General features: G+C 65.6%; 28 protein-coding genes and 1 tRNA gene. 19 read left to right on the forward strand and 10 right to left on the reverse strand.

The window, feature by feature from the left end:
- Positions 1 to 96 precede the first annotated feature (96 nt).
- The 3 genes from M3I56_RS18035 (at position 97) to M3I56_RS18045 (ending at position 2397) form a co-directional block, all read left to right on the forward strand.
- Positions 97 to 381: a DUF1488 domain-containing protein gene (locus tag M3I56_RS18035; protein WP_028204866.1), complete on the forward strand. Its 285-nt coding sequence runs from the start codon at positions 97 to 99 to the stop codon at positions 379 to 381.
- A gap of 75 nt (positions 382 to 456) precedes the next feature.
- A complete protein-coding gene (locus M3I56_RS18040; protein ID WP_254355143.1) occupies positions 457 to 1167 on the forward strand; it encodes a TetR/AcrR family transcriptional regulator in 711 nt (236 codons plus the stop codon).
- A gap of 72 nt (positions 1168 to 1239) precedes the next feature.
- Positions 1240 to 2397 carry an enoyl-CoA hydratase/isomerase family protein gene (locus M3I56_RS18045; RefSeq protein ID WP_254355144.1) on the forward strand — a complete coding sequence of 386 codons (1158 nt, stop codon included), beginning with the start codon at positions 1240 to 1242 and terminating at the stop codon, positions 2395 to 2397.
- Between the two features lie 104 nt (positions 2398 to 2501).
- On the opposite strand, the gene M3I56_RS18050 is transcribed toward M3I56_RS18045, so the two are convergent.
- Positions 2502 to 2927, reverse strand: a complete 426-nt coding sequence (locus M3I56_RS18050) for a hypothetical protein (protein ID WP_254355145.1) — start codon at positions 2925 to 2927, stop codon at positions 2502 to 2504.
- A 412-nt stretch (positions 2928 to 3339) separates the two neighbouring features.
- On the opposite strand from M3I56_RS18050, the gene ssuD reads away from it, so the two are divergent.
- From ssuD to M3I56_RS18075, 5 genes are all read left to right on the forward strand, one after another.
- The gene (ssuD, locus tag M3I56_RS18055) at positions 3340 to 4497 is read left to right on the forward strand and encodes an FMNH2-dependent alkanesulfonate monooxygenase (RefSeq protein WP_254355146.1); all 1158 of its coding nucleotides are present in this window, start codon (positions 3340 to 3342) and stop codon (positions 4495 to 4497) included.
- 38 nt (positions 4498 to 4535) lie between these two features.
- Complete coding sequence (ssuC, locus tag M3I56_RS18060; protein WP_254355147.1) at positions 4536 to 5378, forward strand: aliphatic sulfonate ABC transporter permease SsuC; 843 nt, start codon at positions 4536 to 4538, stop codon at positions 5376 to 5378.
- A complete protein-coding gene (locus M3I56_RS18065) occupies positions 5375 to 6256 on the forward strand; it encodes an ATP-binding cassette domain-containing protein (protein WP_254355148.1) in 882 nt (293 codons plus the stop codon). The genes ssuC and M3I56_RS18065 overlap by 4 nt, the downstream gene beginning before the upstream one ends.
- Positions 6257 to 6308: 52 nt before the next feature.
- Positions 6309 to 6524 carry a molybdopterin-binding protein gene (locus M3I56_RS18070; RefSeq protein ID WP_028204871.1) on the forward strand — a complete coding sequence of 72 codons (216 nt, stop codon included), beginning with the start codon at positions 6309 to 6311 and terminating at the stop codon, positions 6522 to 6524.
- Between the two features lie 100 nt (positions 6525 to 6624).
- Positions 6625 to 6873 (forward strand): DUF6566 family protein, encoded by a 249-nt coding sequence (locus M3I56_RS18075; RefSeq protein WP_254355186.1) that lies wholly within the window; start codon positions 6625 to 6627, stop codon positions 6871 to 6873.
- Here the strand turns inward: M3I56_RS18075 and M3I56_RS18080 are convergent.
- The 3 genes from M3I56_RS18080 to dusA all read right to left on the reverse strand — a co-directional run bounded on the left by M3I56_RS18080 (position 6870) and on the right by dusA (position 9045).
- Positions 6870 to 7796 (reverse strand): DnaJ C-terminal domain-containing protein, encoded by a 927-nt coding sequence (locus M3I56_RS18080; RefSeq protein ID WP_254355149.1) that lies wholly within the window; start codon positions 7794 to 7796, stop codon positions 6870 to 6872. The genes M3I56_RS18075 and M3I56_RS18080 overlap by 4 nt on opposite strands.
- 82 nt (positions 7797 to 7878) lie before the next feature.
- Positions 7879 to 7954, reverse strand: a tRNA-His gene (locus tag M3I56_RS18085).
- Positions 7955 to 8043: 89 nt separating this feature from the next.
- Positions 8044 to 9045 carry a tRNA dihydrouridine(20/20a) synthase DusA gene (dusA, locus tag M3I56_RS18090; RefSeq protein WP_254355150.1) on the reverse strand — a complete coding sequence of 334 codons (1002 nt, stop codon included), beginning with the start codon at positions 9043 to 9045 and terminating at the stop codon, positions 8044 to 8046.
- A 416-nt stretch (positions 9046 to 9461) separates the two neighbouring features.
- Here dusA and M3I56_RS18095 point away from each other — a divergent pair, with 416 nt between their 5' ends.
- Positions 9462 to 9734, forward strand: coding sequence for a hypothetical protein (locus M3I56_RS18095; RefSeq protein WP_028204875.1), 273 nt, complete (start codon positions 9462 to 9464; stop codon positions 9732 to 9734).
- 127 nt (positions 9735 to 9861) lie between these two features.
- Here M3I56_RS18095 and M3I56_RS18100 read toward each other — a convergent pair whose 3' ends face one another.
- Positions 9862 to 10104, reverse strand: a complete 243-nt coding sequence (locus M3I56_RS18100; RefSeq protein WP_254314115.1) for a hypothetical protein — start codon at positions 10102 to 10104, stop codon at positions 9862 to 9864.
- A 184-nt stretch (positions 10105 to 10288) separates the two neighbouring features.
- Here M3I56_RS18100 and M3I56_RS18105 point away from each other — a divergent pair, with 184 nt between their 5' ends.
- The 3 genes from M3I56_RS18105 (at position 10289) to M3I56_RS18115 (ending at position 13087) form a co-directional block, all read left to right on the forward strand.
- Positions 10289 to 11341: an NADP(H)-dependent aldo-keto reductase gene (locus tag M3I56_RS18105; RefSeq protein WP_254355151.1), complete on the forward strand. Its 1053-nt coding sequence runs from the start codon at positions 10289 to 10291 to the stop codon at positions 11339 to 11341.
- Positions 11342 to 11498: 157 nt separating this feature from the next.
- Entirely contained in the window at positions 11499 to 12560 is a 1062-nt protein-coding gene (locus M3I56_RS18110; RefSeq protein ID WP_254355152.1) for a permease, read from the forward strand.
- A 104-nt stretch (positions 12561 to 12664) separates the two neighbouring features.
- Positions 12665 to 13087 carry a hypothetical protein gene (locus M3I56_RS18115; protein WP_028204879.1) on the forward strand — a complete coding sequence of 141 codons (423 nt, stop codon included), beginning with the start codon at positions 12665 to 12667 and terminating at the stop codon, positions 13085 to 13087.
- A gap of 18 nt (positions 13088 to 13105) precedes the next feature.
- Here M3I56_RS18115 and M3I56_RS18120 read toward each other — a convergent pair whose 3' ends face one another.
- Positions 13106 to 13942: an ABC transporter permease gene (locus M3I56_RS18120; RefSeq protein WP_302056886.1), complete on the reverse strand. Its 837-nt coding sequence runs from the start codon at positions 13940 to 13942 to the stop codon at positions 13106 to 13108.
- A gap of 58 nt (positions 13943 to 14000) precedes the next feature.
- Entirely contained in the window at positions 14001 to 14915 is a 915-nt protein-coding gene (gene nodI / locus M3I56_RS18125; protein ID WP_028204881.1) for a nodulation factor ABC transporter ATP-binding protein NodI, read from the reverse strand.
- A 320-nt stretch (positions 14916 to 15235) separates the two neighbouring features.
- Here nodI and M3I56_RS18130 point away from each other — a divergent pair, with 320 nt between their 5' ends.
- Positions 15236 to 15706 (forward strand): universal stress protein, encoded by a 471-nt coding sequence (locus M3I56_RS18130; protein ID WP_254355153.1) that lies wholly within the window; start codon positions 15236 to 15238, stop codon positions 15704 to 15706.
- A 61-nt stretch (positions 15707 to 15767) separates the two neighbouring features.
- Here the strand turns inward: M3I56_RS18130 and M3I56_RS18135 are convergent, their stop codons facing one another.
- The 3 genes from M3I56_RS18135 to lexA all read right to left on the reverse strand — a co-directional run bounded on the left by M3I56_RS18135 (position 15768) and on the right by lexA (position 17641).
- The gene (locus M3I56_RS18135) at positions 15768 to 16457 is read right to left on the reverse strand and encodes a DUF2939 domain-containing protein (protein ID WP_254355154.1); all 690 of its coding nucleotides are present in this window, start codon (positions 16455 to 16457) and stop codon (positions 15768 to 15770) included.
- Positions 16458 to 16547: 90 nt separating this feature from the next.
- Complete coding sequence (locus tag M3I56_RS18140) at positions 16548 to 16925, reverse strand: hypothetical protein (RefSeq protein ID WP_254355155.1); 378 nt, start codon at positions 16923 to 16925, stop codon at positions 16548 to 16550.
- Between the two features lie 65 nt (positions 16926 to 16990).
- Positions 16991 to 17641 (reverse strand): transcriptional repressor LexA, encoded by a 651-nt coding sequence (gene lexA, locus M3I56_RS18145; protein WP_028204885.1) that lies wholly within the window; start codon positions 17639 to 17641, stop codon positions 16991 to 16993.
- Between the two features lie 292 nt (positions 17642 to 17933).
- Here lexA and M3I56_RS18150 point away from each other — a divergent pair, with 292 nt between their 5' ends.
- The 6 genes from M3I56_RS18150 (at position 17934) to M3I56_RS18175 (ending at position 24110) form a co-directional block, all read left to right on the forward strand.
- Positions 17934 to 18992, forward strand: a complete 1059-nt coding sequence (locus tag M3I56_RS18150; RefSeq protein ID WP_028204886.1) for a sulfate ABC transporter substrate-binding protein — start codon at positions 17934 to 17936, stop codon at positions 18990 to 18992.
- 125 nt (positions 18993 to 19117) lie between these two features.
- Positions 19118 to 20017 carry a sulfate ABC transporter permease subunit CysT gene (gene cysT / locus M3I56_RS18155; protein ID WP_254355156.1) on the forward strand — a complete coding sequence of 300 codons (900 nt, stop codon included), beginning with the start codon at positions 19118 to 19120 and terminating at the stop codon, positions 20015 to 20017.
- On the forward strand, positions 20014 to 20982 hold the full coding sequence (gene cysW, locus M3I56_RS18160) for a sulfate ABC transporter permease subunit CysW (protein ID WP_254355157.1): 969 nt from the start codon (positions 20014 to 20016) through the stop codon (positions 20980 to 20982). Before cysT ends, cysW begins: the two co-directional genes overlap by 4 nt.
- 2 nt (positions 20983 to 20984) lie before the next feature.
- Positions 20985 to 22043, forward strand: coding sequence for a sulfate/molybdate ABC transporter ATP-binding protein (locus M3I56_RS18165; protein WP_254355158.1), 1059 nt, complete (start codon positions 20985 to 20987; stop codon positions 22041 to 22043).
- 61 nt (positions 22044 to 22104) lie between these two features.
- A complete protein-coding gene (locus M3I56_RS18170; protein ID WP_254355159.1) occupies positions 22105 to 23031 on the forward strand; it encodes a CysB family HTH-type transcriptional regulator in 927 nt (308 codons plus the stop codon).
- A 50-nt stretch (positions 23032 to 23081) separates the two neighbouring features.
- Positions 23082 to 24110 (forward strand): asparaginase, encoded by a 1029-nt coding sequence (locus M3I56_RS18175; RefSeq protein ID WP_254355160.1) that lies wholly within the window; start codon positions 23082 to 23084, stop codon positions 24108 to 24110.
- Positions 24111 to 24166: the final 56 nt, after the last annotated feature.

Genomic DNA, 24166 nt, shown 5'->3' on the forward strand with positions numbered 1-24166 from the left:
ATTGCGCCTCGCGCGTAACATGGCCGGTTACCGCCGTGCGCCGCGTCGTCCTCCGGCGGCAGTGCTTTCTGCTGATGTTCCCCACTGGGGCTGGATATGATCATTCGTTTTCCCGCCGACGCGCCGCTCTATCGCGACGCCAATCTGACCGTGGTGTTTCCCGCACTCGTCGACGGCACACGCGTGCCTTGCGCGATTTCCGTCGAGGCGCTCGAGGACCATTTCGGCGCGCTGCCCGCTAACCTCGACGCGTGGATGCAGGCGTTCGACGCTGGCCGTCCGCGCATCGAGGCTGTGGCGCGCGCTCATCTCGAACTCAGCAACGGCACGCCGGTGCTGCTCAAGAGCGGTCACTTTCCGCCCGGACGCCTCGACTCGTAGGCTTGTACTCGTAGTCAGGCACGCCCGCTCGGGCGTCACGGGAATTTTCGATTGCCACAGCCGTCTGGCGTCACCATGGGCATTGCCGAACGCAAGGACCGCGAACTCCACGCACGGCACGCAGCGCGCGCGCACGACCAGCGCGAGCGCATCCTCGAGGCTGCGCGCCGCATCGTCATGCGCGAAGGCTTCGCGGCGCTCTCCATGCGCAAGATCGCCGACGCGATCGGTTATTCGCCTGCGTCCCTCTATCTTTATTTCGCCGGCCGCGATGAGATCGCCGAGGCGCTCGGCCGCGAAGGTTACGCGCAACTGCTCGCGCAACTCGAACCGCTCGCGTTGATCGCCGATGCGCGCGAGCGGCTTCATGCGCTTGCGCACGCATACGTGGCGTACGGCTGCGACCATCCGCAGACTTACGAACTCATCTTCATGGCGCACAAGGCGCGCTCGGAGCACGTGGGGCCGGCCGCCCGCCGTCAGCGCGACGCGGCCGATGCGGCTGGCGCTCCTGAAGCGGGCGCCGCGCTGGCCTGCGCCGCGCAGCTGTTTGCCGCCACGCTATCCGCGCTGACGCCGGCGAGCGGGGCGCATATCGACGGCACCCTGCTTGCGCAGTCGCTTTGGGCCACGCTGCACGGCGTGGTGATGCTCACACTCGCGCGCGCCGGCTTTCAGCACACGGCGCCCGGTCCGTTGATCGACGCCACGCTCGATGCCTGGTTCGGCGCGCGCGCCGCTTCGCCTCCGTTGCCGGCCGTGCAAGCGCCTGGTGTGGCGTCGTGATAGCCTCGGAAAGCCTGTGATCGCGCTTCGGCCGATTCAGGCGCCGCTCATCGTTCTGCCTTGCCAATCGCCATGTCACACGAAGCCAACGCAAGCCCGACCGCAGCCGATGCCGACTCGCATGTGCTTACACGCGTCGCGAACCGTATCGGCTTTATCGAACTCGAGCGCCCGCAGGCGCTCAATGCGCTCACCACCGCCATGGTCCGCACGATGCACGAGGCGCTCGATCGCTGGCGCGACGACCCGGGCGTGCTCGCCGTGATCGTGCGCACGCGCCATGCGCGCGCGTTCTGCGCCGGCGGCGACATTCGCTTTCTGTACGAGTCGTATCGCGCGGGCGAACAGGCGGCGCTCGACACGTTCTTCTCCGACGAATATCGCCTCAACCACGCCATCTTCACCTTTCCGAAGCCGTACATCGCGATGCTCAACGGCGTGGTCATGGGCGGTGGCATGGGCATCTCGCAGGGCGCGCATCGCACGGGCGGGCTCCGGCTCGTGGGTCCGGCCACGCGCATGGCGATGCCGGAGACGCGCATCGGCCTCTTTCCCGATGTCGGCATGGGCTGGTTCCTTGCGCGCACGCCTGGCGCGATCGGCCGCTATCTCGCGGTGACAGGCGAGACACTCGATCAGGCGAGCGCGGTCTATGCGGGCCTGGCCGATGCGTCGCTCGACGAGTCCGCGTGGCCAGCGCTGCTCGATGCGCTGGAGAGCGAGCCGTTTGCGAGCGGCGCGGAACTGGTCGCGCGCATCCGCCTGGCGGCGCTACCCGCGGCCGAGTTGAAGCGTCTCGCCGAAGGTTCGTCGCTGGCCACGGTTCGAGGCTGGATCGACCGGCATTTCTCGCCAGGCGATGTACCTGCCATGCTGGCTTCGCTCGAAGCCGCGCGCCGTGCAGACGCGGGCGAGCAAGCGCAATGGGCGGGGCAGATGGCGGACGTCATGCGCGAGCGTTCGCCGCTTTCCATGGCGGTGTCGCTCGAGGTGGTGTCGCGCGCCGAAGGCACCATGGCCGACTGCCTGCGCCGCGACCTCGACCTCACGCGCTCGAGCTTCGCGATTGGCGATGTGATGGAGGGCATACGCGCGCGCATCATCGACAAGGACAATCATCCGCACTGGCGCTTTGCGAATATCGAGGACGTGCGCCGCGAAGACGTCGAGCGGATGTTCGAGAGTCCCTGGAGCTCGATGGAGCACCCGCTGCGCGAACTCATCGGTTGAGCTGGCTGGCGCGAGCAAACGGCGAGAGAAGGGCGGGAGAAGTGTGAGGGGAAAACGCGGCGGGGAAACGCGGGCCGCGCATCGCGCACGGCCCTCAGGCGGGGTCAGTCTTCGGCGGTTTCGCTCATGAACGCGCGCATGAAAACCAGCGCGCCCCAGCCCCACATCGCATTCGAAGCAAAGCCCGTGGCAAGCCGCGGCAGCATGTTGCCGGTCGGCCAGATGCCGCGCAGCGGATCGACGACGAACACCATCGCCGCGGTGAGCACGATGCCGCCGAACACGAAGGCCTGAACCCACGGCGCGGGCCGCGAAGGCGACACGCGCAGTAGCCACGCCATCAGCACGGCCCAGATGGCGCTCCAGATCGCATTCACGAGGAACTCGGGCAGCCCGAGCGGCACGAACGGGTCCGTCGAAAATCCGGCCGCGTCGATGACCTGCGCGGCATGCAGGAGCGCGAGCGTCGCCTCGCGAAAGAAGAGCGACGCCAGAAAGCCGGATACGAACGGCAGAATCAGTTTTTGCATGGAGTCTTGCGAGAGCTTGCTTGGCCTCGCTGCGCAATGCGCCTTATGGAGCGTCGTGCGCGCGGCGTGCCGGTGTTTTTGTGGGTGCGTGCGCCATTATATCGGCGCGCGGTGCGCGCGAGGCGCACCGTACGCTAAAGCGTCGGGTAAAGCACGAAAGTGGAAAACCTAAGCTCAAAAAAATCGTTCTAAAGGGTGCGAGCCGTCCCTAGACTGGTTCCCCATGAAGACGGCGCCGCCGTCACCGGGCGCTCCCGCGAGGCGCACGGGGAACGCGCCGGCGCATTCCGTCTGCTGTCGAATCCTTTCAATTGAGCCACGAGCGGCGCGTTCGTTTGCGCGGCGTGCCGCGCGCGCTCGCTGGCCGGTAGTCACCCGATTCGTGTTTCGAATTTCCAGGCAGGAGCAATGCATGAATGTGTTCTGGTTCATCCCGACCCACGGCGACAGCCGCTATCTGGGCACGACCCAGGGCGCGCGCGCGGCCGATCTCGCGTATTTCCAGCAGATCGCCGTCGCCGCCGATACGCTCGGCTACGAAGGCGTCCTGCTGCCCACGGGCCGCTCGTGCGAGGACGCGTGGGTCGTGGCGTCGAGCCTCATTGCCGCGACGCGGCGTCTGAAGTTTCTCGTGGCGATCCGCCCGGGCCTCTCGTCGCCGGCGCTCTCCGCGCGCATGGCTGCCACGTTCGACCGGCTCTCCAATGGCCGCCTGCTCATCAACGTCGTGACGGGCGGCGATACGGCCGAACTGGAAGGCGACGGCCTTTTCGTCGATCACGACACGCGCTACGAGATCACCGACGAGTTCCTGCATATCTGGCGCAAGCTGCTCGCGGCATCGCACGCGAACGAGGCGATCGACTTCGAGGGGCGCCATCTGCGCTCGGTGGGCGGCAAGGTGCTGTATCCGCCCGCGCAGCGCCCGCATCCGCCGTTGTGGTTCGGCGGCTCGTCGCCGGCCGCGCACACCATGGCGGGCGCGCACATCGACACCTATCTGACGTGGGGCGAACCGCCCGAAGACGTGGCGCGCAAGATCGCCGACATTCGCGCGCGGGCCGCAGAGCACGGACGCACGATCCGCTTCGGCATTCGCCTGCACGTGATCGTGCGCGAGACAGAAGACGAAGCTTGGGCCGCCGCCGACAAACTCATCAGCCACCTCGACGACGAAACGGTTGCGCGCGCCCAGGCCGCGTTCGCCAAGATGGATTCGGAAGGCCAGCGCCGGATGGCCGCGCTGCACGGCGGCAAGCGCGGCACGCGCAAGGATCTCGAGGTGTATCCGAATTTGTGGGCGGGCGTGGGCCTCGTGCGCGGCGGCGCGGGCACGGCGCTCGTCGGCAATCCTGAACAGGTGGCCGCGCTCATGAAGGAATATGCGCAGCTTGGCATCGAGACGTTCATTTTGTCCGGCTATCCCCATCTCGAGGAATCCTACCGGTTTGCGGAACTCGTGTTTCCGCTGCTGCCGGGGCGCGCGGCGAAGGGCGCCGGCGGCCCGCTCTCGGGGCCGTTCGGCGAAGTGGTCGGCAATCACTATCTGCCGAAAGTGAGCCAGAGCTGAGGCGCTGGAGAACGGCAGCAATCGTGGAGGACGCAACGATGACGCAATCCGTAGTCACGACCGCACCGAGCCCAGGCGGCGCGCCGCGCGCCGCGCGGGCATTCGTGCGGGCGAGCCGGCGACGGCTCGCACCCTGGCTCGTGCCGCTGGCGGTGCTTTTGATCTGGGAGCTTGCCGCAAGGAGCGGCGCGCTCTCGACGCGCGTGCTGCCCGAGCCGCTCGCCGTGGTGCGGGCGGCCCGGTCGCTGATCGAGTCGGGAGAAATGTGGGCGGACGTGCGCGTGAGTACGTGGCGGGCGCTTTCGGGGTTCGCGATCGGCGGCGGCATCGGGCTCGTGCTCGGGCTGGCTACCGGGCTTTTCAAGCCCGTTGAAACCGCGCTCGATTCGACCGTGCAGATGGTCCGCAATATTCCGGCGCTCGCCATGATTCCGCTCGTGATTCTCTGGTTCGGCATTGGCGAGGAGGCGAAAGTCTTTCTCGTGGCGCTGGGCGTGTTCTTTCCCGTGTACGTGAATACGTTTCACGGCATCCGGTCGGTGGACGCCCATCTCGTCGAGATGGCGCGCAGCTACGGGCTCAAGGGTTTCGCGCTCTATCGCGAGGTGATATTGCCGGGGGCGTTGCCTTCGATTCTCGTCGGCGTGCGCTTTGCGCTCGGTCTGATGTGGGTGACGCTGATCGTCGCCGAAACGATCTCCGCGCAGTCGGGCATTGGCTACATGACGATGAACGCGCGCGAATTCCTGCAAACCGATGTGGTGGTGGTCGGCATCCTGCTTTATGCGGCGCTTGGCAAGCTCGCCGACTGGCTTGCGAAGTCGCTCGAGCGCGTGGCGCTGCGCTGGCACCCCGCTTATCAACAGGAGAACGAAGCATGAGCGCGAGTCAACTGGCGCCGAACTGCGGCGTGGGGCGGGATGGTTTCGAGCCTGTGCAGGCGCGCGAACGCAACGACAGGGCGCAAGCGGCGCGCGAGGGCGTGGCGCTGCGTACGCCTACACCCGACATGGACGCCGCCGTTGCCCTTCGCGGTGTGGGAAAACGCTACGGCGAGCGCGCCGTGCTGGACGGCTTCGATCTCGCGATCGAGCGCGGCAGTTTTGTATCGATCGTCGGACGCAGCGGTTGCGGCAAGTCGACGTTGCTGCGCCTGATCGCCGGCCTCGAAACACCGGACGAGGGCGCGGTGGAGCGGCGCGGCGCAGGTGGCGCGCCGCTCGATACGCGCATCATGTTTCAGGACGCGCGCCTCTTGCCGTGGAAGACTGTCTTGCAGAACGTGATGCTAGGCCTCGGACGCGGCGCGCGTGACGACGCCCGCGCGGTGCTCGACGAAGTGGGCCTGCTCGCGCGCGCCGACGAGTGGCCCGCGCGCCTCTCGGGCGGCCAGCGCCAGCGCGTGGCGCTCGCCCGCGCGCTCGTGCATCGTCCGAGCCTGTTGCTGCTCGACGAACCGCTCGGCGCACTTGACGCGCTGACGCGCCTCGAGATGCATGCGCTGATCGAGCGACTGTGGCGCGAGCATCGCTTCACCGCGCTGCTGGTGACGCACGACGTGCACGAAGCCGTCGCACTGGGCGACCGTATTTTGCTCGTCGAGGCCGGGCGCATCGCACTCGATCAGCGCGTGCCGCTCGAGCGCCCGCGGGCGCGCGTCGACGCACGCTTCGCCGCGCTCGAGGAACGCGTGCTGCTGCGCGTGCTCGGCCACGGTTCACAGCAAGCCGCCGGACGACCATCGGGCGCAGTGGCTTGAATCATTCATCAGGAATCCTCTTGTTTATACTCGAACTCACGGAGTCGAACTTATGAGCATTACCGCCATCAACGTGCGCAACCAGTTTCGCGGCAAGATCAAGGAAATCATTCGCGGGCCCGTCGTTTCGGAAGTCGATGTCGACACGGCATTCGGCATCGTCACCTCGGTCATCACCACGCGCTCGATCGACGAACTCGAGCTGAAGGTGGGCTCGGAAGTGGTCGCGCTGGTGAAGTCGACGGAGGTGTCGATCGCGCGCCTGTGAAGCGTGCATACGAAGCGTGCCCGCGCGTCGGCGCCGCCCGCGCGTCGCGGCGCCCGGAAGTGCTAGCATGAACCGTCAGCGGAAGACGAAAGAGGCGAGCATGGAGCCGAAGGGCATCGACATGGGCGACTACCAGGAGCGCTACAAGGACTATGACATCGAAGTCGCGGTCGAGCAGGTGCTCACGGGCGTGAAGGCGCACTATCGCGTGCTGAAGGGCGATACGGTCGTGGAGGACTGGCAACTCGTGCATATCACGCGCCTGTGGTCTACCGAGCACGCGGCCGCGGAAGCGGGCTTCGAAGCAGCGCGCGCGTGGATCGATGCGCGCGGCATGCAGGCGCGCTAGCGTTTGCCCTGGGAGCCCGCGCCAGCCGACTGGCTCGCCCGGCGCTCTGCATCGGCGAACATGTCGCGAAGCTGCTGGCGCTCGGCGCTGGTCAAATGTGCGGCGGCGGCCGGCATCGTGAGGACCAGGTGCAGCGTAAGGTTGCCGCGTGCGCCGTTGCGGTCCGCGAGTCCAACACCGGGCAGGCGGATTGGCGTGCGTGCATTCGCGTTCGCCGGAATTTTCACTTCGAACGTGCGGCCGAGGACTCTTGCCTGAACGCCGCCGCCCAATATGGCCGTCATGATGTCGATTGGAAGCTCGCAAGCGAGATCGAGCCCGTTGCGCGTGAAGCCCGGGCCGCAAACGATGGAGACCGAGAAAGTCGCGTCTCCGGGCGGGCCGCCGTTCACGCCGGGATGGCCGCCACCGGCTACCACGAGACGCTGACCGTCCCATGCTCCGCGAGGAATCTCGACTGCTTCCGATTTGCGCGACGTCTTTACGCCGGTGCCACGGCATTGTTCGCAAAGCGCGCCGCGATCTTCCTGTTCGCAGGCTGGGCACGGACCTTTGACAGGGTAGTGGGCCTGAACGCCGCCGCCGTTGATCGCGACGTCGAGCGGCACGAATAGCTCGACGAGGCAGTTGGCGCCGCGCATGGGCGGGGCCGTGCGGCGCTGGCGCGGTTCAGCTTCGTCGTTGCGCGTCTTGCTGGCCGAACTCGCGGCGCCAGTTGTTCTGGCCGTCGGCGCGATGCGCCTGCCGCTCAGAATCTCGAAGGCTTCCTGGATGAGCTTGAACACCGGCTCGACTGCCGCCTCGCGACCCTTGTTGCGGTCGGGGTGGTACTTGGCACGCAGTTGACGGTAGGCGCGCTTGATCTCTGCCGGCGACGCAGTCTCCGGCAGTTGCAGCCGCCTGTAGTATTCCTCGAAACTCAAAGGCGTTCCCGGGTGTCTCTCGTGCACAGACGCAAAAAAGCCCGCAACCAGTGCGGGCCCATTTGTTCACTGCTGAATTCTTTGGGGTGGCTGATGGGACTCGAACCCACGACAACAGGAATCACAATCCTGGACTCTACCAACTGAGCTACAGCCACCGCTGTTTTCCTCAACTAGCGCTGCTTCGAAAGCGGCGTCAATCAAGAAGCAAGATTATATACATACCAAAGCTAGCTTGCCTAGCCCTTTATTCAAGAATTTCGTCCGGAACGCGCAGATATTCGCGGGCCTCGTCGAAGATCGCGAGATCTGCTGTCGCGAGCTTGCGGCTGTCTGAGAGGATGCGGCGCCAGCCGCGCGCACCGGCTACGCCGCGGTACAGACCCAGCGCATGGCGCACGATCGCGCCCAGGTAAGTGCCGCGCGCGATTTCGCTCGCGCAGTAGTCGATGAGCCTCGCTTCCACTTCCTCGCGCGTGAGCGCAGCATCGGTTGCGCCATAGAAGCGCGCATCGACGTCGGCGAGCACGTAGGGGTTGTGATACGCCTCGCGGCCGAGCATCACGCCATCGACATGCTGCAGATGCTGCTCGACTTCGTCGAGCGTCTTGATGCCGCCGTTAATGATGATTTCGAGCTGCGGGAAGTCGCGTTTGAGCTGGTAAGCGTAGTCGTACTTGAGCGGCGGGATCTCGCGGTTCTCCTTCGGGCTCAAGCCCTTCAGGATCGCGTTGCGCGCGTGCACGATGAAAACCTCGCAGCCCGCTTCGGCAATCGTGCCGACAAAGTCGCGCACGTACGCATAGTCCTCGACCGTATCCACGCCGATGCGGTGCTTGACCGTCACGGGCACGGATACGACATCGCGCATCGCCTTCACACAGTCCGCCACCAGTTGCGGTTCGTTCATCAGGCACGCACCGAACGCGCCGCGCTGCACGCGCTCGGACGGGCAGCCGCAGTTCAGGTTGATCTCGTCGTAGCCCCACTGTTCGCCGAGCTTCGCGGCGCGCGCGAGGTCGACGGGTTCGCTGCCGCCCAGTTGAAGCGCGACCGGCGCCTCGGCCGGCGTGAACGCGAGATGGCGCGGTACGTCGCCGTGGAGGAGGGCGCCCGTCGTCACCATCTCCGTGTACAGCCAGGTGTGCCGGGAGATGAAGCGATGCAGCGAGCGGCAGTGGCGATCGGTCCAGTCCATCATCGGCGCGACGGAGACGCGGCGGGGGCTGGCTTGACGGTTGGCGGACATGGCGATGGAAACCGATGAGTAACGGCTGGCGTGGAACGACCTTGCATTTTAACGCATACCGGGCTGGCCCTTCGTACCCTTTGCGCACTGCGCCAATTTGCCGGATATCTCCGCAGGAAGCGCGCCCAAAGCCCATTTTTGGCCGAAAAACCCTACCGGCGTTATGTATTCCGCGTGGAATTTGCTGCGTTGCGCAAATTCTTTTGTGGGCGTGTTTAGGGTCTGTTCGTCGCTCAGCCCCGTCAGAACTGCCTGACGGGATTGTTGTGGAACGGAGAATAGTAAATTCGGATTATCGCGATTATTTTCCAATAGTAGGTGTATACACTGAGTTTCGTTGACGCAGCTCGTGGGCACTGACCTCCCAGGCGCGGCGCCTTCCCGATCCGCAACTGAACCTGATATTGGAGTTCACCATGAAGACCAAACTCATCGCAGCGCTGCTGGTCGCAGCTACCGCTTCTGTTGCCGCTCCGGCGTTTGCCAGCGGCTACGGCCCGGCACCGTTCTATCGCCCGGACGTCGGCGCGCCGGCTTCGCAGCGTGGCCAGAGCGTCCAGACCGTGGCCGCCGAACGCGTCCAGGAACAAGGCGCGCAAACGGCTTACGGCGGTGTCGCCGGCTCGGCTTCGCAGTCGGGCAGCCACGCGAAGGCCACGGGCCCGCAATCGGTCTTCTTCGGCCAGTAACTCGCGCCGAAGTTTCCGCTTCGTTGCCGGGCCGCCCGCGAGACGGACGGCCCGAAAGCCGGATGTCATTGCGACGTCCGGCTTTTTGCATTTCTGCGCCCGATCTAATTTGTCCCTCGGGCGACGCTCAGGAAGCGGCGCGCACGCGCTTGTCGATCGCCTCGCGAATACGGTCGAAGGCCGCATCGAAGGCGTTGTCCTGAGTCGGAAAGCGGCCGGCGGCGATGCCGTCGACCGGCACGTTGGCGTTTTCGGCGTCCGTGAGGCTCTGGATGATCTGCGTCGAGACGAAAAAGCCGGCTTCGTGGTCGCCGTCCACGCCGGCTGTCATGTCGAAACCCATGTATTCGTAGCTGCGTCGGTTTTCCATGCCGATTTCTCCTCGTAGGCGGCTGTGCCGATTCTGGCACGTCTCCCGCCGAACGGCGTCACGACCGGCCGCGGCGCATGCGGCCGCTTGCGGAGGAATGCGGCCGTATTCTGCAACTCCTGAAAAAATTCCCGCGCCGTGGTAGTTTCGGCGCTCCCCAACCGAACTGATGGACAACGTTTCCATGGAATACCGCACACTCGGCGATACCGACGTCAAGGTGAGCCTGATCGGGCTCGGCACGATGACGTGGGGCGAGCAGAACACGGAGCGCGAGGCGCACGAGCAGATCGACTACGCGCTCGACCAGGGCGTCACGCTGATCGATGCTGCTGAAATGTACCCCGTGCCGCCGCGTCCGGAGACGCAGGGACAGACCGAGCGCTTCATCGGGACGTGGCTCGCGCAGCATCGCGCGGCGCGCGAGCGCATCGTGCTCGCCACCAAAATTGCAGGCCCGGCTCGCCAGCCGCACAACCCGCAGCACATTCGCGGGCCGCAGAACCAGTTCGACCGCAAGAATCTGACAGAAGCGCTCGACGGCAGCCTGAAGCGCCTGCAGACCGATTACGTCGACCTGTATCAACTGCACTGGCCCGACCGCAGCACGATGACGTTCGGCCGAAGCATGTATCCGTATCTCGACGATGCCTACACGGTGCCGATCGAGGAAACGCTCAGCGTGCTCGCCGATTTCGTGAAGGCGGGCAAGATCCGCCATATCGGCGTATCGAACGAAACGCCGTGGGGCGTTGCGCAGTTCCTGCGCGCCGCCGAAAAGCTCGGTCTGCCGCGCATCGTCAGCATCCAGAATCCGTACAGCCTGCTCAACCGCACGTTCGAAAGCGGCCTGTCCGAATTCGCGCACCGTGAAGGCGTGGGCCTGCTCGCATATTCGCCGCTCGCATTTGGCTGGCTTTCGGGCAAGTACGAGGGCGGGGCGCGTCCGGAAGGCGCGCGCATCACGCGGTTCGAACGCTTCAAGCGCTACAGCAAGCCGGAAACGGTGGCCGCGACGACGCGTTATGTGGAACTCGCCCGCGCACACGGCCACACGCCCGCGCAGTTTGCGCTTGCGTTCGTCAACAGCCGGCCGTTCCTCACCAGCAATCTGATCGGCGCGACCTCGCTCGAGCAGTTGAAGGAAAATATCGCCAGCGCCGACGTCAAGCTCACCCCCGAACTGCTCGCGCAGATCGACGCGCTGCACGAGCAGCAACCTAACCCGGCCCCTTAAAGGGAAAGCGGGAAACCGCGCGGTCCCTTGCCGGGCCGCGCGGCGCCGCGCGAACGCCGACGTAGCAAAATCGTTGGCGATTCGCAAGGCATACACTACGATCCAGCATGCGCCGCCCGGCGGCCGTCCATACGCTCAATCCCGGAGAATTTTTACAATGACGAGCGCACGTCCAGCGCAATCGCCCCCGTCTTACGGCTGGCCCATTTTCATTTTGCTGGCGGTGGCCGGCCTCTTCTACGTGAAGTGGTTTCCGTACTATCACCGCGCATTCACCGCCGAGGAAACCCACTCCATCGGCAAATCGATCCTGATGGGCGGCGCGGCCACGGCCCCCGACCCCTCGTTCTCCGCTGCGCTCGATTACGCCTTCGCCTACGGCCGGGCGATCTGGCAGGCCATGGTGCTCGGCCTGCTGCTCGGCTCCGGCGTGCAGGCACTGCTGCCCGTGCAATGGGTCGCGCGCGTGCTCGGCCGGCGCGGCTTTGGCAGCGTGGCGGCGGGCGGCCTGCTCGCGGTGCCCGGCATGATGTGCACCTGCTGCGCCGCGCCCGTGGTCGTGGGCCTGCGGGCGCGCAATGCGTCGGCCGGCGGCGCGATCGCGTTCTGGCTCGGCAACTCGGTGCTCAATCCCGCCACGCTCGTGTTCATGGGCTTCGTGCTCGGCTGGCAGTGGAGTGCGCTGCGTCTCACGCTGGGCCTGCTGATGGTGTTCGGCCTCGGCTGGGTCTGCAACCGGCTCGTTACACCCGAGGAATCGCGCGCCGCCGACGACCGCCTCGCGCAACTCGCCCAGCAGCAGGCCGAAGGCGGCAACGTCTTCGTGCGCTGGGCGCGTATCTTCGCGCGCATGGGCGTGCGGCTGGTGCCGGAATACATCGTGCTGGTGCTGTTGCTCGGCGCCGCGCGAGCATGGCTGTTCCCGCACATCGGCCCGGAAGTCACGAGCAGCCTTGGCTGGATCGTCACGTTCGCCGTGGTCGGCATGCTGTTCGTGATTCCCACGGCCGGCGAGGTCCCCATCATCCAGGCGATGCTCGCGCTCGGCATGGGCGTGGGTCCCGCGGGCGCGCTGCTGATGACGCTGCCGCCCGTGAGCGTGCCGTCGTTCGCGATGCTGGCGGGCTCGTTCCGGCCGCGCATGCTTGCCGTCGTGGGCACGACGGTGGTGTTCTTCGGCATCGCCGCCGGGCTAGCGGCGGTGGCCCTCGGCTTCTAGGGACGCCGGGACGAGGCAGGCGCCATGCGCTCAGCGTTGGCATTCTTGTAATACGCGGGCGGTTCGCCGTCCGCCACGGAGCGGGCCGCGGCCCGAAAACCAGCATGGCAAAGCAAAAAACCAATCCGAAACTCGAGCAGGCGCTCACGCGCGGCGATCTCGCCATTCGCCAGGCCAATTCGGCCCGCGCCACGGCGGTGCTGCGCGCGCTCGGCAAGATGATCGTCGAGGCTTCGGCCACCATCGGCGTCGAGGCGGATACCTCGATTCCCGACGGCGATCGCATTTACGACCCGGCCGACGGTCTCTGGCCGCAGTCGCTGCTGGTTTCGCTCGATGGCCCGGTGGAGGAGTCGGATCCCGAAGAGGTCCGCACGGTGCGTTTGCTCGCCCAGACCCAATCGACGATGTTCCGCGTGGAATGGCATCGCGCCGACGGCAAGGTCGGCCGCCAGGAAGGCGGCCCGTTCGCGACGGTCGCGTTCATTTCGGACGTCGATATTCCCTGGGGCGATGACGAGGACTGAACGCCGCGCGGTGCGCTTTCAGCGCATCATGCGCCGACGGAACAGCACGGAAGCGATCGCGAACGGCACCACCACGTAGATCGCGAGCACCAGCAGGTGTAGGCCGGCCTGCTCGACAGGCCGGTCGAGCATGGCGGGGCGGATCAGCGCAACGGCATGCGCGAGCGGCAGCATCAACGTGATGTGTTGCGCGGCCGCGGGCAGTTGCGCAATCGGAAAGAACACGCCGGAGAGCAGCAGCATCGGCGTGAGCACGAGCGTCTGATAAAACATGAAGAAGTCGTAGGACGGCGCGAGCGCGGTGACGATCATGGCGCAGCTCGCGAACGCGAGGCCCGCGAGCGCGATCACGGGCAGCGCGAGCAGCATGGAAGGAAAGCTCGCGTAGCCGAGCAGGGCCGCCACCACCATAATCGCCAAGCCCGAGAGCATCGACTTGCTCGCGGCCCACATCACTTCGCCGAGCACGACGTCGCCGAGCGTGAGCGGCGTGTGCATGATCGCTTCCCACGTGCGCTGCACATGCATGCGCGAAAAGCCCGAGTACATCGACTCGAAGCTCGCCGACATCATCACCGAAGACGACACCGTGCCCGCCGCGAGAAACGCGATGTACGAGACGCCGTCGACGTGCCCCACCATCAGCCCGAGCCCGAAGCCGAGACCGAACAGATAAATCATCGGATCGGCGAGATTGCCGAACATCGACGCGAGGGCGAGCTTGCGCCAGACCAGATAGTTGCGTCGCCACACGGCCATCCAGTGCGTGGCGTTCGAAGGCAGCGCGGCGCGCGACTCGCGCACGCTCGCATGCTCGGGGCGCGAGGGCGTCGGGTTGTTGGTGCGTGTCTGCATGGTGTCCTTGGCGATTCGTCCGCCGCCGTTAATCTTGCCGCAGTTAATCCTGCCGCAGTTAATCCTGCATCTCGCGGCCCGTGAGCCGCAGGAACACGTCTTCGAGATTCGCGGGCCGGTGCAGGTAGCGCAAATCGGAACGATGGCGCAGCTTCGCATGAACGGGCGCGGGGTCGTCCACATAGCAGAACAGCGTCTCGCCGCTGATCTCCGTGCGCTTCGCATCGGCCGCGAGTTCGTCGCGCAACGCGACCGGGTCCGGTCCGTACACCTCGATCACATCGCAGCCGATTTCCGATTCGATCAGCGCCTTGGGCGCGCCCTCGGCGATCTTGCGGCCTTCCTCGATCACGCAGACGCGATTGCAAAGCCGTTCGGCCTCCTCCATGAAATGCGTGGTGAGCAGAATCGTCTTGCCGCGCGCGAGCAGCGAGCGTAGCCGCTCCCAGATCAGATGCCGCGCCTGCGGATCGAGGCCCGTGGTGGGCTCGTCCATCACGAGCACGTCGGGGTCGTTCACCAGCGCGCGCGCGAGCGTGAGACGACGGCGCATGCCGCCGGAGAGTTCGCCCACGCGTGCGTCGGCCTTGCTTTCGAGGCGCGCGAATTCGAGCAGCGGCGCGACGAGATCGCGCGTTTCACGCGCGGACAAGCCGAAGTAGCGGCCGAACACGAGCAAATTCTCGCGCACGGTGAAGTCGGGGTCGAGATTGTCGAACTGCGGCACCACCCCCACGCGCTGGCGGGCGTGGCGCGCACGCGCCGGCACCGGCTCGCCGCACAGGCTGATGCGCCCGGCATCGGGCGAAACGATGCCGAGCAGCATGCGCAGCGTCGTGGTTTTTCCCGCGCCGTTCGGACCGAGCAGTCCGAAGCACTCGCCGGGAAGAACGTCGAACGACAGGCCGTTGACGACCGCCCTGTCTCCGTAATGTTTGATGACCTGCTCGAATTCGATGGCGGGTGCGGGCATGGACCGGTTGAACGTGAGTCGAACGGGCATCGCGCGAGTCGATCGAAGCATCGAACGGAAAATCGCACGAAACAAGGCGGCCCATTTTAGTGCATTGCTGCCTGGCGGGTGGGGCCTCGCTTCGAGGCGGTTTGACGATGCGCGGGCAAATGCATGTCGCGGCAATCATTCGCCAGTGCACAAGATGCGTGCGCCGTTCGGGGCACATCTGGCGTTTTTCGATGCACACCTGGCGTTTTCCAGCCCTTGCGTGTGGAATTGCGGCGCACCATCATGAGAATCGCACAGCCTGCAAATCACGCGGGCGGGGAGAAGCGATCATGGCGAGCTATAAAAAAATTCTGCTCTGTTACGACGGCTCGCGCGAAGGCCGCAAGGCACTGCGCTGCGGCGCCGACCTTGCGCTCGATCTGCAGGCTGAGACGCACCTGCTCTCGGTCGTCGACATGCGTTCGACGATCGCCCAGAGCGCCGGCCTGCTGACCGACGTGGCCTGCGGCCGCTTCGAGGAAACGGCGCGCGAGATTCTTCAGGAAGGCGTGGACTGGCTAACCGAGCGTGGCGTGCGCGCCCAGGGGCACTTCGCGTTCGGTCATCCGATCGACGAAATCGCGAATCTGGCCAACGAGCTGAATGCCGACCTCGTGGTGGTGGGCCACCGTTGCCGCACGGGGCTCTCGCGCTGGTGGATGGGCGCGGGCAACACGCCGCTGCTCGACCGCGTATCGTGCAGCATTCTCGTGGCGTGTTCGTCGGCGGCTGAGGAAAAGAAGCAGCAAGCCGCCGCGTAAGGGATCAAGCAGGCCGGTTCGCACAGAACCGGCCTGGCTCCGCTGTCACTTCCGAACTGTCTCAGTTCGAGACGTTTCCTTCGTTTAGCTCGACCGCCGAGAGCTTCCACGAGAAGATCCCGTGACGCTGCAGGATGGCGGCGTAGTGCTCGCCCGTATTGCCGCGGTCCCACGTGAGCGCGAACTCATTGAGGCCGCGATAGCCGGCCGTGGTCACCGGCCGAGCTTCGGGCGCGGGGTTGCCGGATGCCGCCGGAGCAGGTGGCGCGGCGGGTGCGGGTGCCGATTGAGCTGGTTCTGCCGATTGCGTGGATGGCGCGCCGGATTCTGCTGGCGGCGGCGCGTGCGGCCGGTCGCCGGGCTTGCCCGTCGGCGGCATGCCATCGAGCAGGGCGGCCACGCCTTCCGGTGTGGCGTAGGCATCCACGAGCGGACTAATCAATGCCGCGCCAATCACGGCGCCGAGGATCAGCAGCGGATTGCTGCTGTGCTGCCCCTCGACGCGCCGCTGCAGCATCCCGCCAACCTGCTGTTTCAGGCTCAGGCGCAGTGCAGGGTAATCGACGTACTCGTTGAGCGCGACGGCGTCACGCGCGTCGGCGGCGGCTTTCATGTGTTTCACCGCGATATAGGGCGACGCATAGGCGTAGCCGATCGCGGCAACCACCATGGTGAGCGCAACCGTGATTGCGACCGGCTTTTTCCAGCCTTGGGTCTTACGCGGGGTCGAGAGAGATTCCGTCATCGGCATAGGGCAAATCGTTTAGACACGGTGTTGACCGCAAACCAGGCCAAACGATCCCGCCTGTAACCTCTTCTCACATTTGAGCAGCGTTGCGGCTTACTTCGCGAGTGCAGCCGGCAGGTCGCTGTGCTGCTCGGCGATGCAGCGGTCGATCGCGCGGCAAACCGCGTCAACCGTGCCGACGAGGATGAGCCGCGACGGACCCTGATAGACGCGCACGGGCGCGCGGCGCATGGGCTGTTCGGTGTTGAGCGTGCTGTTGAGCGACACGCGCGCAAACGCTGGCTGGGCCGAGGGCAGCACCGGCAGGTCGGCCGTGCTGGCCGCCACCATCTCTGGCGAGTCTTCGAAGAGCGAGCCGCTCAGTGCGGTAGCCGAATCGCGGACTTCGCGGACCGCGCACGAGGCGATACCACGGAGATGGCGAAGACGGCCGAATTGGCGGAAGGGCAGCAAGCGGGCAAGACGTTCCATGACTCTCTCCAGGTAGTGCGCAGAGGGTGCGCAAACAATGTGCAAACTGCGCGCAGACGGATTGCTCAGAATTCGGTGGGGCGGATCAGCCCAACCGCGATGCCTTCGAGCGCGAATTCCGCGCTGCCGGCCTCGACAAAAATATTGTCGTAATCGGGGTTCTCGGCGATCAGCTCGAGCCCGTTCGGACGGCGCTTCAGGCGCTTCACGGTGACGTCGTCGCCAAGACGCGCCACGATGATCTGGCCGTCTTTCGCTTCGGCCTTCTTCTGCACGGCGAGCAGGTCGCCGTCGAGGATGCCGGCGTCGCGCATGGAAAGGCCGCGCACCTTCAAGAGGTAGTCGGGTCGGCTCGAGAAGAGCGCCGGGTCGCACATGTAGTTCTGCGAGATGTGCTCCTGCGCGAGGATCGGGCTACCCGCTGCGACGCGGCCAACGAGCGGCAGCGAGAGCTGCATGATGCTCGCGTGCGGAAGCGTGAACTGATGCGGCAGGTCGTCGGGCCCCGGCATGAGGCGGATGCCGCGCGAGGCGCCCGCAGCCAGTTCGATCACGCCCTTGCGCGCCAGCGCGCGCAGATGCTCCTCCGCGGAGTTCGCCGAGCTGAAGCCGAGTTCCGCCGCGATCTCGGCGCGCGTGGGCGGGAAGCCCGTGCGCTCGATGGCCCGGCGAACCAGATCGAAAACCTGCTGCTGTCGTGCGGTGAGTTTGGTCATGGCGCCACTGTATGTTTGAACAGGTAACTGTATTTTTATACAGTACTCGCCACTTTTCAAGTGTTACTTGAAGTTCGTCGACTGAGCGTTGCCATCAGGCCGCTTTCCCGCGTTTGCGCGGATGAAACCGCGCTCCAGCAGCGACTTCCTCTGTCCTTACCACTTTTGCGTATTAAAAAATGAAAAAACATCATTTTTAATAATGTAAGCAGATCGCTAGACTGGCCTCCATCGTTCGCTGCACTTCACCAATGGGCGCAAACGAGCACACACGAGAACGGAGAACAGATAGATGGGCACGACACATACGGGGCGCGCGGGCTGGCTGAAAACACTGGCGGCAAAACTGGTGATCGGCGTTGCGCCGCTCGTCGGCGTCGCGACGATGGCGGCCATGGCGCCGGTGGCTGCTCACGCGGATACATCGCTGCTCAATGTCTCCTACGATCCGACGCGCGAACTGTACCAGGACATCAACGAAGCCTTCATCAAGCAGTGGAAGGCGAAGACGGGCGAAACGCTCACCATCAAGCAGTCGCATGGCGGCTCGGGTGCACAGGCGCGCTCGGTGCTCGACGGCCTGCAAGCCGACGTCGTGACGCTCGCGCTGGCATGGGACATCGACGCGCTCGCCAACAAGGGCATCGTCGCGAAGGACTGGCAAAAGCGCCTGCCCGACAACGCGTCGCCGTACACGTCGACCATCGTGTTCCTCGTACGCAAGGGCAACCCGAAGCACATCAAGGACTGGGATGATCTGACCAAGCCGGGTGTCTCGATCGTCACGCCGAATCCGAAGACCTCGGGCGGCGCGCGCTGGAACTATCTCGCGGCGTGGGCGTATGCGCTGCACCAGCCGGGCGGCAACGAGCAGAAGGCGAAGGACTTCGTCTCGAAGCTCTACAAGAACGCGGGCGTGCTCGACTCGGGCGCACGAGGCGCCACGACGAGCTTCGTGCAGCGCGGCATCGGCGATGTGCTGATTGCATGGGAGAACGAAGCATTTCTCTCGCTCAAGGAATTCGGCCCGGACAAGTTCGAGATCGTCGTGCCTTCGGTGAGCATTCTGGCTGAGCCGCCGGTGGCCGTGGTGGACAAGGTGGTCGACAAGAAGGGCACGCGCAAGGAGGCTGAGGCCTACCTGCAGTTCCTCTATAGCGAAGAGGGCCAGGAGATCGCCGCGAAGAACTTCTACCGTCCGCGTTCGGACAAGGTCCCGGCGGCGCTCACGGCGAAGTTTCCGAAGCTCAAGCTCTACACGGTCGACGACACCTTCGGCGGCTGGCCCAACGCGCAGAAGACGCATTTCGCGGATGGCGGCGTGTTCGATTCGATCTATCAACCGCAGTAAAGCTGTCAAGCAGCAAGCGGTCCGCATAGCGACGTGACCGGATAACAACGAAGCGCGCCTACGGGCGCGCTTTTCGGCGCCGCTTTGAATACAGGAAGCGCGCAACCCATGTCTGGATGATGAGCATGACCACGTTTAGATTCCGCAAGCCTAGTGCGCTGCCCGGATTCGGCTTGACGCTTGGCATCACCGTGGCTTACCTGAGCCTCGTGGTGCTCATTCCGCTCGCCGCCACCTTTCTCAAGACGGCGACACTCGACTGGAACCAGTTCGTGCGCGCAGTGTGGTCGCCGCGCGTGATCGCGTCGTACCGGCTCACGTTCACCGCCGCGCTCGGCGCGGCGTTGATCAATGCCGTATTCGGCTTCCTGCTCGCATGGGTGCTGGTGCGCTATACGTTTCCGTTCAAACGGGTGATCGATGCGCTCGTCGATCTGCCGTTCGCGCTGCCGACTTCCGTGGCGGGCATTTCGCTCGCCGCCGTGTATGCGGGCAATGGCTGGATCGGCCAGTTCCTGCAGCCGCTCGGTCTCAAGATCGCCTTCACGCCGCTCGGCGTGCTCGTGGCGCTGACCTTCATCGGCTTGCCGTTCGTCGTGCGCACGGTGCAGCCGGTACTCGAGGACTTCGAGCGCGAACAGGAAGAGGCCGCCGCGTGCCTCGGCGCCTCGCGCTGGCTCACGTTCCGCCGTGTCGTGCTGCCCGCGGTACTGCCGGCGCTCCTCACCGGCTTCGCGCTCGCATTCGCGCGCGCGCTGGGCGAGTACGGCTCGGTCATCTTCATCGCCGGCAACGTGCCGATGAAGTCGGAGATCACGTCGCTGCTCATCATCACGAAGCTCGAACAATACGACTACGCGGGCGCAACGGCGCTCGCCGTGATGATGCTCTGCGTGTCGTTCGTCATGCTGCTCCTCATCAATTCACTGCAGTGGTATTTGCAACGCCGCACGAGCCGGGGTGTAACGGCCGGCAGCGCGCCGAATGCCGTGGTGGGCGCAACCGTCGCGGGAGGTGCGCAATGAGCCCGCTGCCGCAACAACGAAGCACGCGCCGGCCGGACCCGGTCACCGAAGCAGCGTGGGTGCGCTGGCTCCTGATCGGCATCGCGCTCGCGTTTCTCGCGCTGTTTCTCGTGGTGCCGCTCGTCGCCGTGTTCTGGCAGGCGCTGTCGAAGGGAATCGGCTTCTACTTCACGTCGCTCGTCGATCCCGACGCGCTCGCCGCGATCAAGCTCACGCTCATCACCGCGGCGATCGCGGTGCCGTTGAATCTGGCTTTCGGCCTCGCGGCTTCGTGGGCGATCGCGAAGTTCGAGTTTCGCGGCAAGGCGCTGCTCACCACGCTGATCGACCTGCCGTTTTCGGTTTCGCCCGTGATTTCGGGTCTCATTTACGTGCTGCTGTTCGGCGCGCAGGGCTGGCTCGGGCCGTGGCTCGAAGACCACAACGTGCAGATCATCTTCGCGGTGCCGGGCATCGTGCTCGCCACGATCTTCGTGACGTTCCCGTTCGTCGCACGCGAGCTGATTCCGCTGATGCAGGCGCAGGGCAACGACGAAGAAGAGGCCGCCCACGTGCTGGGCGCCTCGGGCTGGCAGATGTTCCGCCGCGTGACGCTGCCCAATATCCGCTGGGGTTTGCTGTACGGCGTGATTCTCTGCAACGCGCGCGCCATGGGCGAGTTCGGCGCGGTTTCGGTGGTGTCGGGCCATATTCGCGGCCAGACCGACACGATGCCGCTGCACGTCGAGATTCTTTACAACGAGTACAACTTCGCGGCGGCGTTTGCCGTGGCATCGCTGCTCGCGTTGCTCGCGCTCGTCACGCTCGGCCTGAAGCTGCTCGCGGAGCGCCGCCTTTCGTCGGAACTGCGCGGCGCGGATGAGATTCCCGCCTATGCGGGCCCGCAACCCGTGGCCGTGCAACATGTTTCACAACGCGCAGCGCCTCGCGCCGTGCGCCAACCGATTCAAGTAGGGGAGCAGTAAACATGGGCATCACCGTCAGCAATCTGCACAAGCGCTTCGGCGACTTCACCGCCCTCGACAACGTCTCGCTCGACTTTCCGCCCGGCGAACTGGTTGCGCTGCTCGGACCTTCCGGTTGTGGCAAGACCACGCTGCTGCGCGTGATCGCGGGCCTCGAATACGCCGACGCGGGCCAGGTCGTGCTGCAAGGCCAGGACGTGGGTGAGGTGGGCGCGCGCGAGCGCCAGGTGGGCTTCGTGTTCCAGCATTACGCGTTGTTCCGCCACACGACGGTGTTCGAGAACGTGGCGTTCGGCCTGCGCGTGAAGCCGCGCAGCGAGCGGCCCTCGGAGGCCGTGATTCGCGAGAAGGTGCATGAGCTGCTCAAGCTCGTGCAGCTCGACTGGCTCGCGCAGCGCTATCCGTCCGAGCTTTCGGGCGGGCAGCGTCAGCGCATCGCGCTTGCGCGCGCGCTCGCCGTGGAGCCGAAGGTGCTGCTGCTCGACGAACCGTTCGGCGCGCTCGACGCCAAGGTGCGCAAGGAGCTGCGCTCGTGGCTGCGCCGCCTGCACGACGATCTGCACATCTCGACCATCTTCGTCACGCACGACCAGGAGGAAGCGCTCGAGGTGGCCGATCGCATCGTCGTGATGAATCATGGGCACGTGGAGCAGGTGGGCAGCCCGCAGGACGTCTATGATCATCCGCAGACCGCCTTTGTCTACGAATTCCTCGGCGCCGCGAACCGGCTGCGCGGCAACGTGGATGCGCGCGGTTTCGTCGCCGAGGGCGCGGCGCAGCCGATCTCGGTGCACGCGAGCTTCGAAGGCCCGGCGCTCGCCTACGTGCGGCCGCACGACCTCGTGCTGCACCGCGAAGCGAGCGATCATCGCGACGGCATCGTGGTCGACGTGCGCCGCGTGGTGACGCTGGGCGGTTCGGTGCGCGTGGAGCTGGAAAGCCGCACGGGCGGCGCGCTCGAAGCCGAGCTCGACCGCGAGTCGTGGCGCGCGCTGGGCCTCGCAGTGGGCGAGGGCGTGACGGCGGTGCCGCGCGGGCTGCGCGTATTTCCGGCGCAATGAGCGTTACAGTGCTCACATCGAGAAAAACGAATAATCGGTCAGCAGTCCCGGAGAGAAGACCATGAATTTTCAGCAGTTGCGTTTCGTGCGCGAAGCCGTGCGGCAGAACATGAACCTGACCGAAGTGGCGAACGTGCTGTATACGTCGCAGTCGGGCGTCTCCAAGCAGATCAAGGATCTCGAAGACGAACTCGGCGTGGACATTTTCATTCGCCGCGGCAAGCGCCTGACCGGCCTCACGGAGCCGGGCAAGGCCGTGCATCAGCTGATCGAGCGCATGCTGCTCGACGCCGAGAACCTGCGCCGCGTGGCGCGCCAGTTCGCGGACCAGGACAGCGGTCACCTCGTGGTCGCGACGACGCACACGCAGGCGCGTTACGCGCTGCCGAAGGTCGTGCACCAGTTCCGCGAAGTGTTTCCGAAAGTCCACCTCGCGCTGCGCCAGGGCAATCCGCAGCAGATCGCGCAGATGATCATCAACGGCGAGGCCGACCTCGGCATCTCGACCGAGGCGCTCGATCGCTTCCCCGATATCGTCACGTTTCCGTGCTATTCGTGGCATCACGTGGTGGTCGTGCCGAAGACGCATCCGCTCGTGGGCCGCGAGAATCTCACGCTCGAAGACGTGGCCGAGTACCCGGTCATCACCTACGACCAGGACTTCACGGGCCGCTCGCATATCGACCAGGCGTTCGCGAAAGCCGGCGTGGTACCCGACGTGGTGCTGACCGCCATCGACGCGGACGTGATCAAGACCTACGTCGAACTCGGCATGGGCGTGGGCATCGTTGCGGCGATGGCCTACGACCCGAAGCGCGACAGCGAACTCGTCGCGCTCGACACAGAGCATCTCTTCGATGCGAGCACGACGCGAGTGGGCCTGCGCAAGGGCGCGTTCCTGCGCCAGTACGCATACCGGCTCATCGAAATGTTCGCGCCGCAGCTCACCGAGCAGCAGATCGCGAGCCAGCTGCGCGAGGCAACCTGAAAGGCGGGCTGATTTTCCCGGCGGGCGGCGGATCGCTTAAAATCGCCGCCATGAATACTTCCACTTCCTCTTCAGCGGCGACGCCAAAGGCGCTGCCGCGTATCGCCGTGCTCGCCACCGGCGGCACGATTGCGGGCTCCGCAGCAGACGCCGCCAACACCGCCGGCTACCAGGCCGGCGTGATCGGCGTCGCGCAGCTGCTCGCAGCCGTGCCGGGCCTCGACGCCATCGCGCAGATCCATGCCGAGCAGGTCGCGAGCATCGACAGCAAGGACATGTCGCTCGCGTTGTGGTCCACGCTCGCGCAGCGCGTGGACGAACTGCTGGCCAGCGACGAGATCGACGGCGTGGTGATCACGCACGGCACGGATACGCTCGAAGAAACCGCGTACCTGCTGCATCTCACGGTGAAGAGCACGAAACCGTGCATCCTGACGGCCGCCATGCGGCCCGCCACGGCGCTTTCCGCCGACGGCCCGCTCAATCTGCTCAATGCCGTCACGCTCGCGGCGAGGGAGGCAGCGGCCGGGCAGGGCGTGCTGGTGGCGTTCAATAACCGCATTCATTGCGCACGCGACGTCGCGAAGGTCAGCACCTACGCGGTGGATGCGTTCCAGTCGCCGGAAATCGGTGCGCTGGGCTGGGTGCAGGATGGCCGCGTGGAATTCCAGCGCCGCGCGCTGCGCCCGCATACGGTCGATGCGCCGTTCACGGCGTCGGCGCAATGGCCGCAGGTCGAGATCGTGACGAGCTATGCGGGCGTGTCGCGCGCGGCGGTCGAAGCGCTCGTCGCCGCCGGCGTGGATGGGCTCGTCGTGGCCGGTACGGGCAACGGCTCGATTCACGGCGCGTTGCAGCAGTCGCTGGCCGAGGCGGCCGCCAAGGGCGTGGCCGTCGTGCGCGCCTCGCGCGTCGGCTCGGGTCACGTGATGCACAACGGCGCGGCCAAGGACGATACGCTCGGCTTCGTCTCGTCGGGCACGCTCAGCCCGTACAAGGCACGTGTGCTGCTGCTGCTCGCGCTGGCAGCGGGCACGACCGACAAGGCAGGGCTGCAGGACGTGTTCGACACGTACTGAGGCGGGCCGCGCACAGGGAAGAACGGGCCTGGCGGATCGCTCCGTCAGGCCCGTTT

Origin of the sequence: Paraburkholderia sp. CNPSo 3281, from assembly GCF_024206515.1 — a bacterium.
GTDB lineage: Bacteria > Pseudomonadota > Gammaproteobacteria > Burkholderiales > Burkholderiaceae > Paraburkholderia > Paraburkholderia nodosa.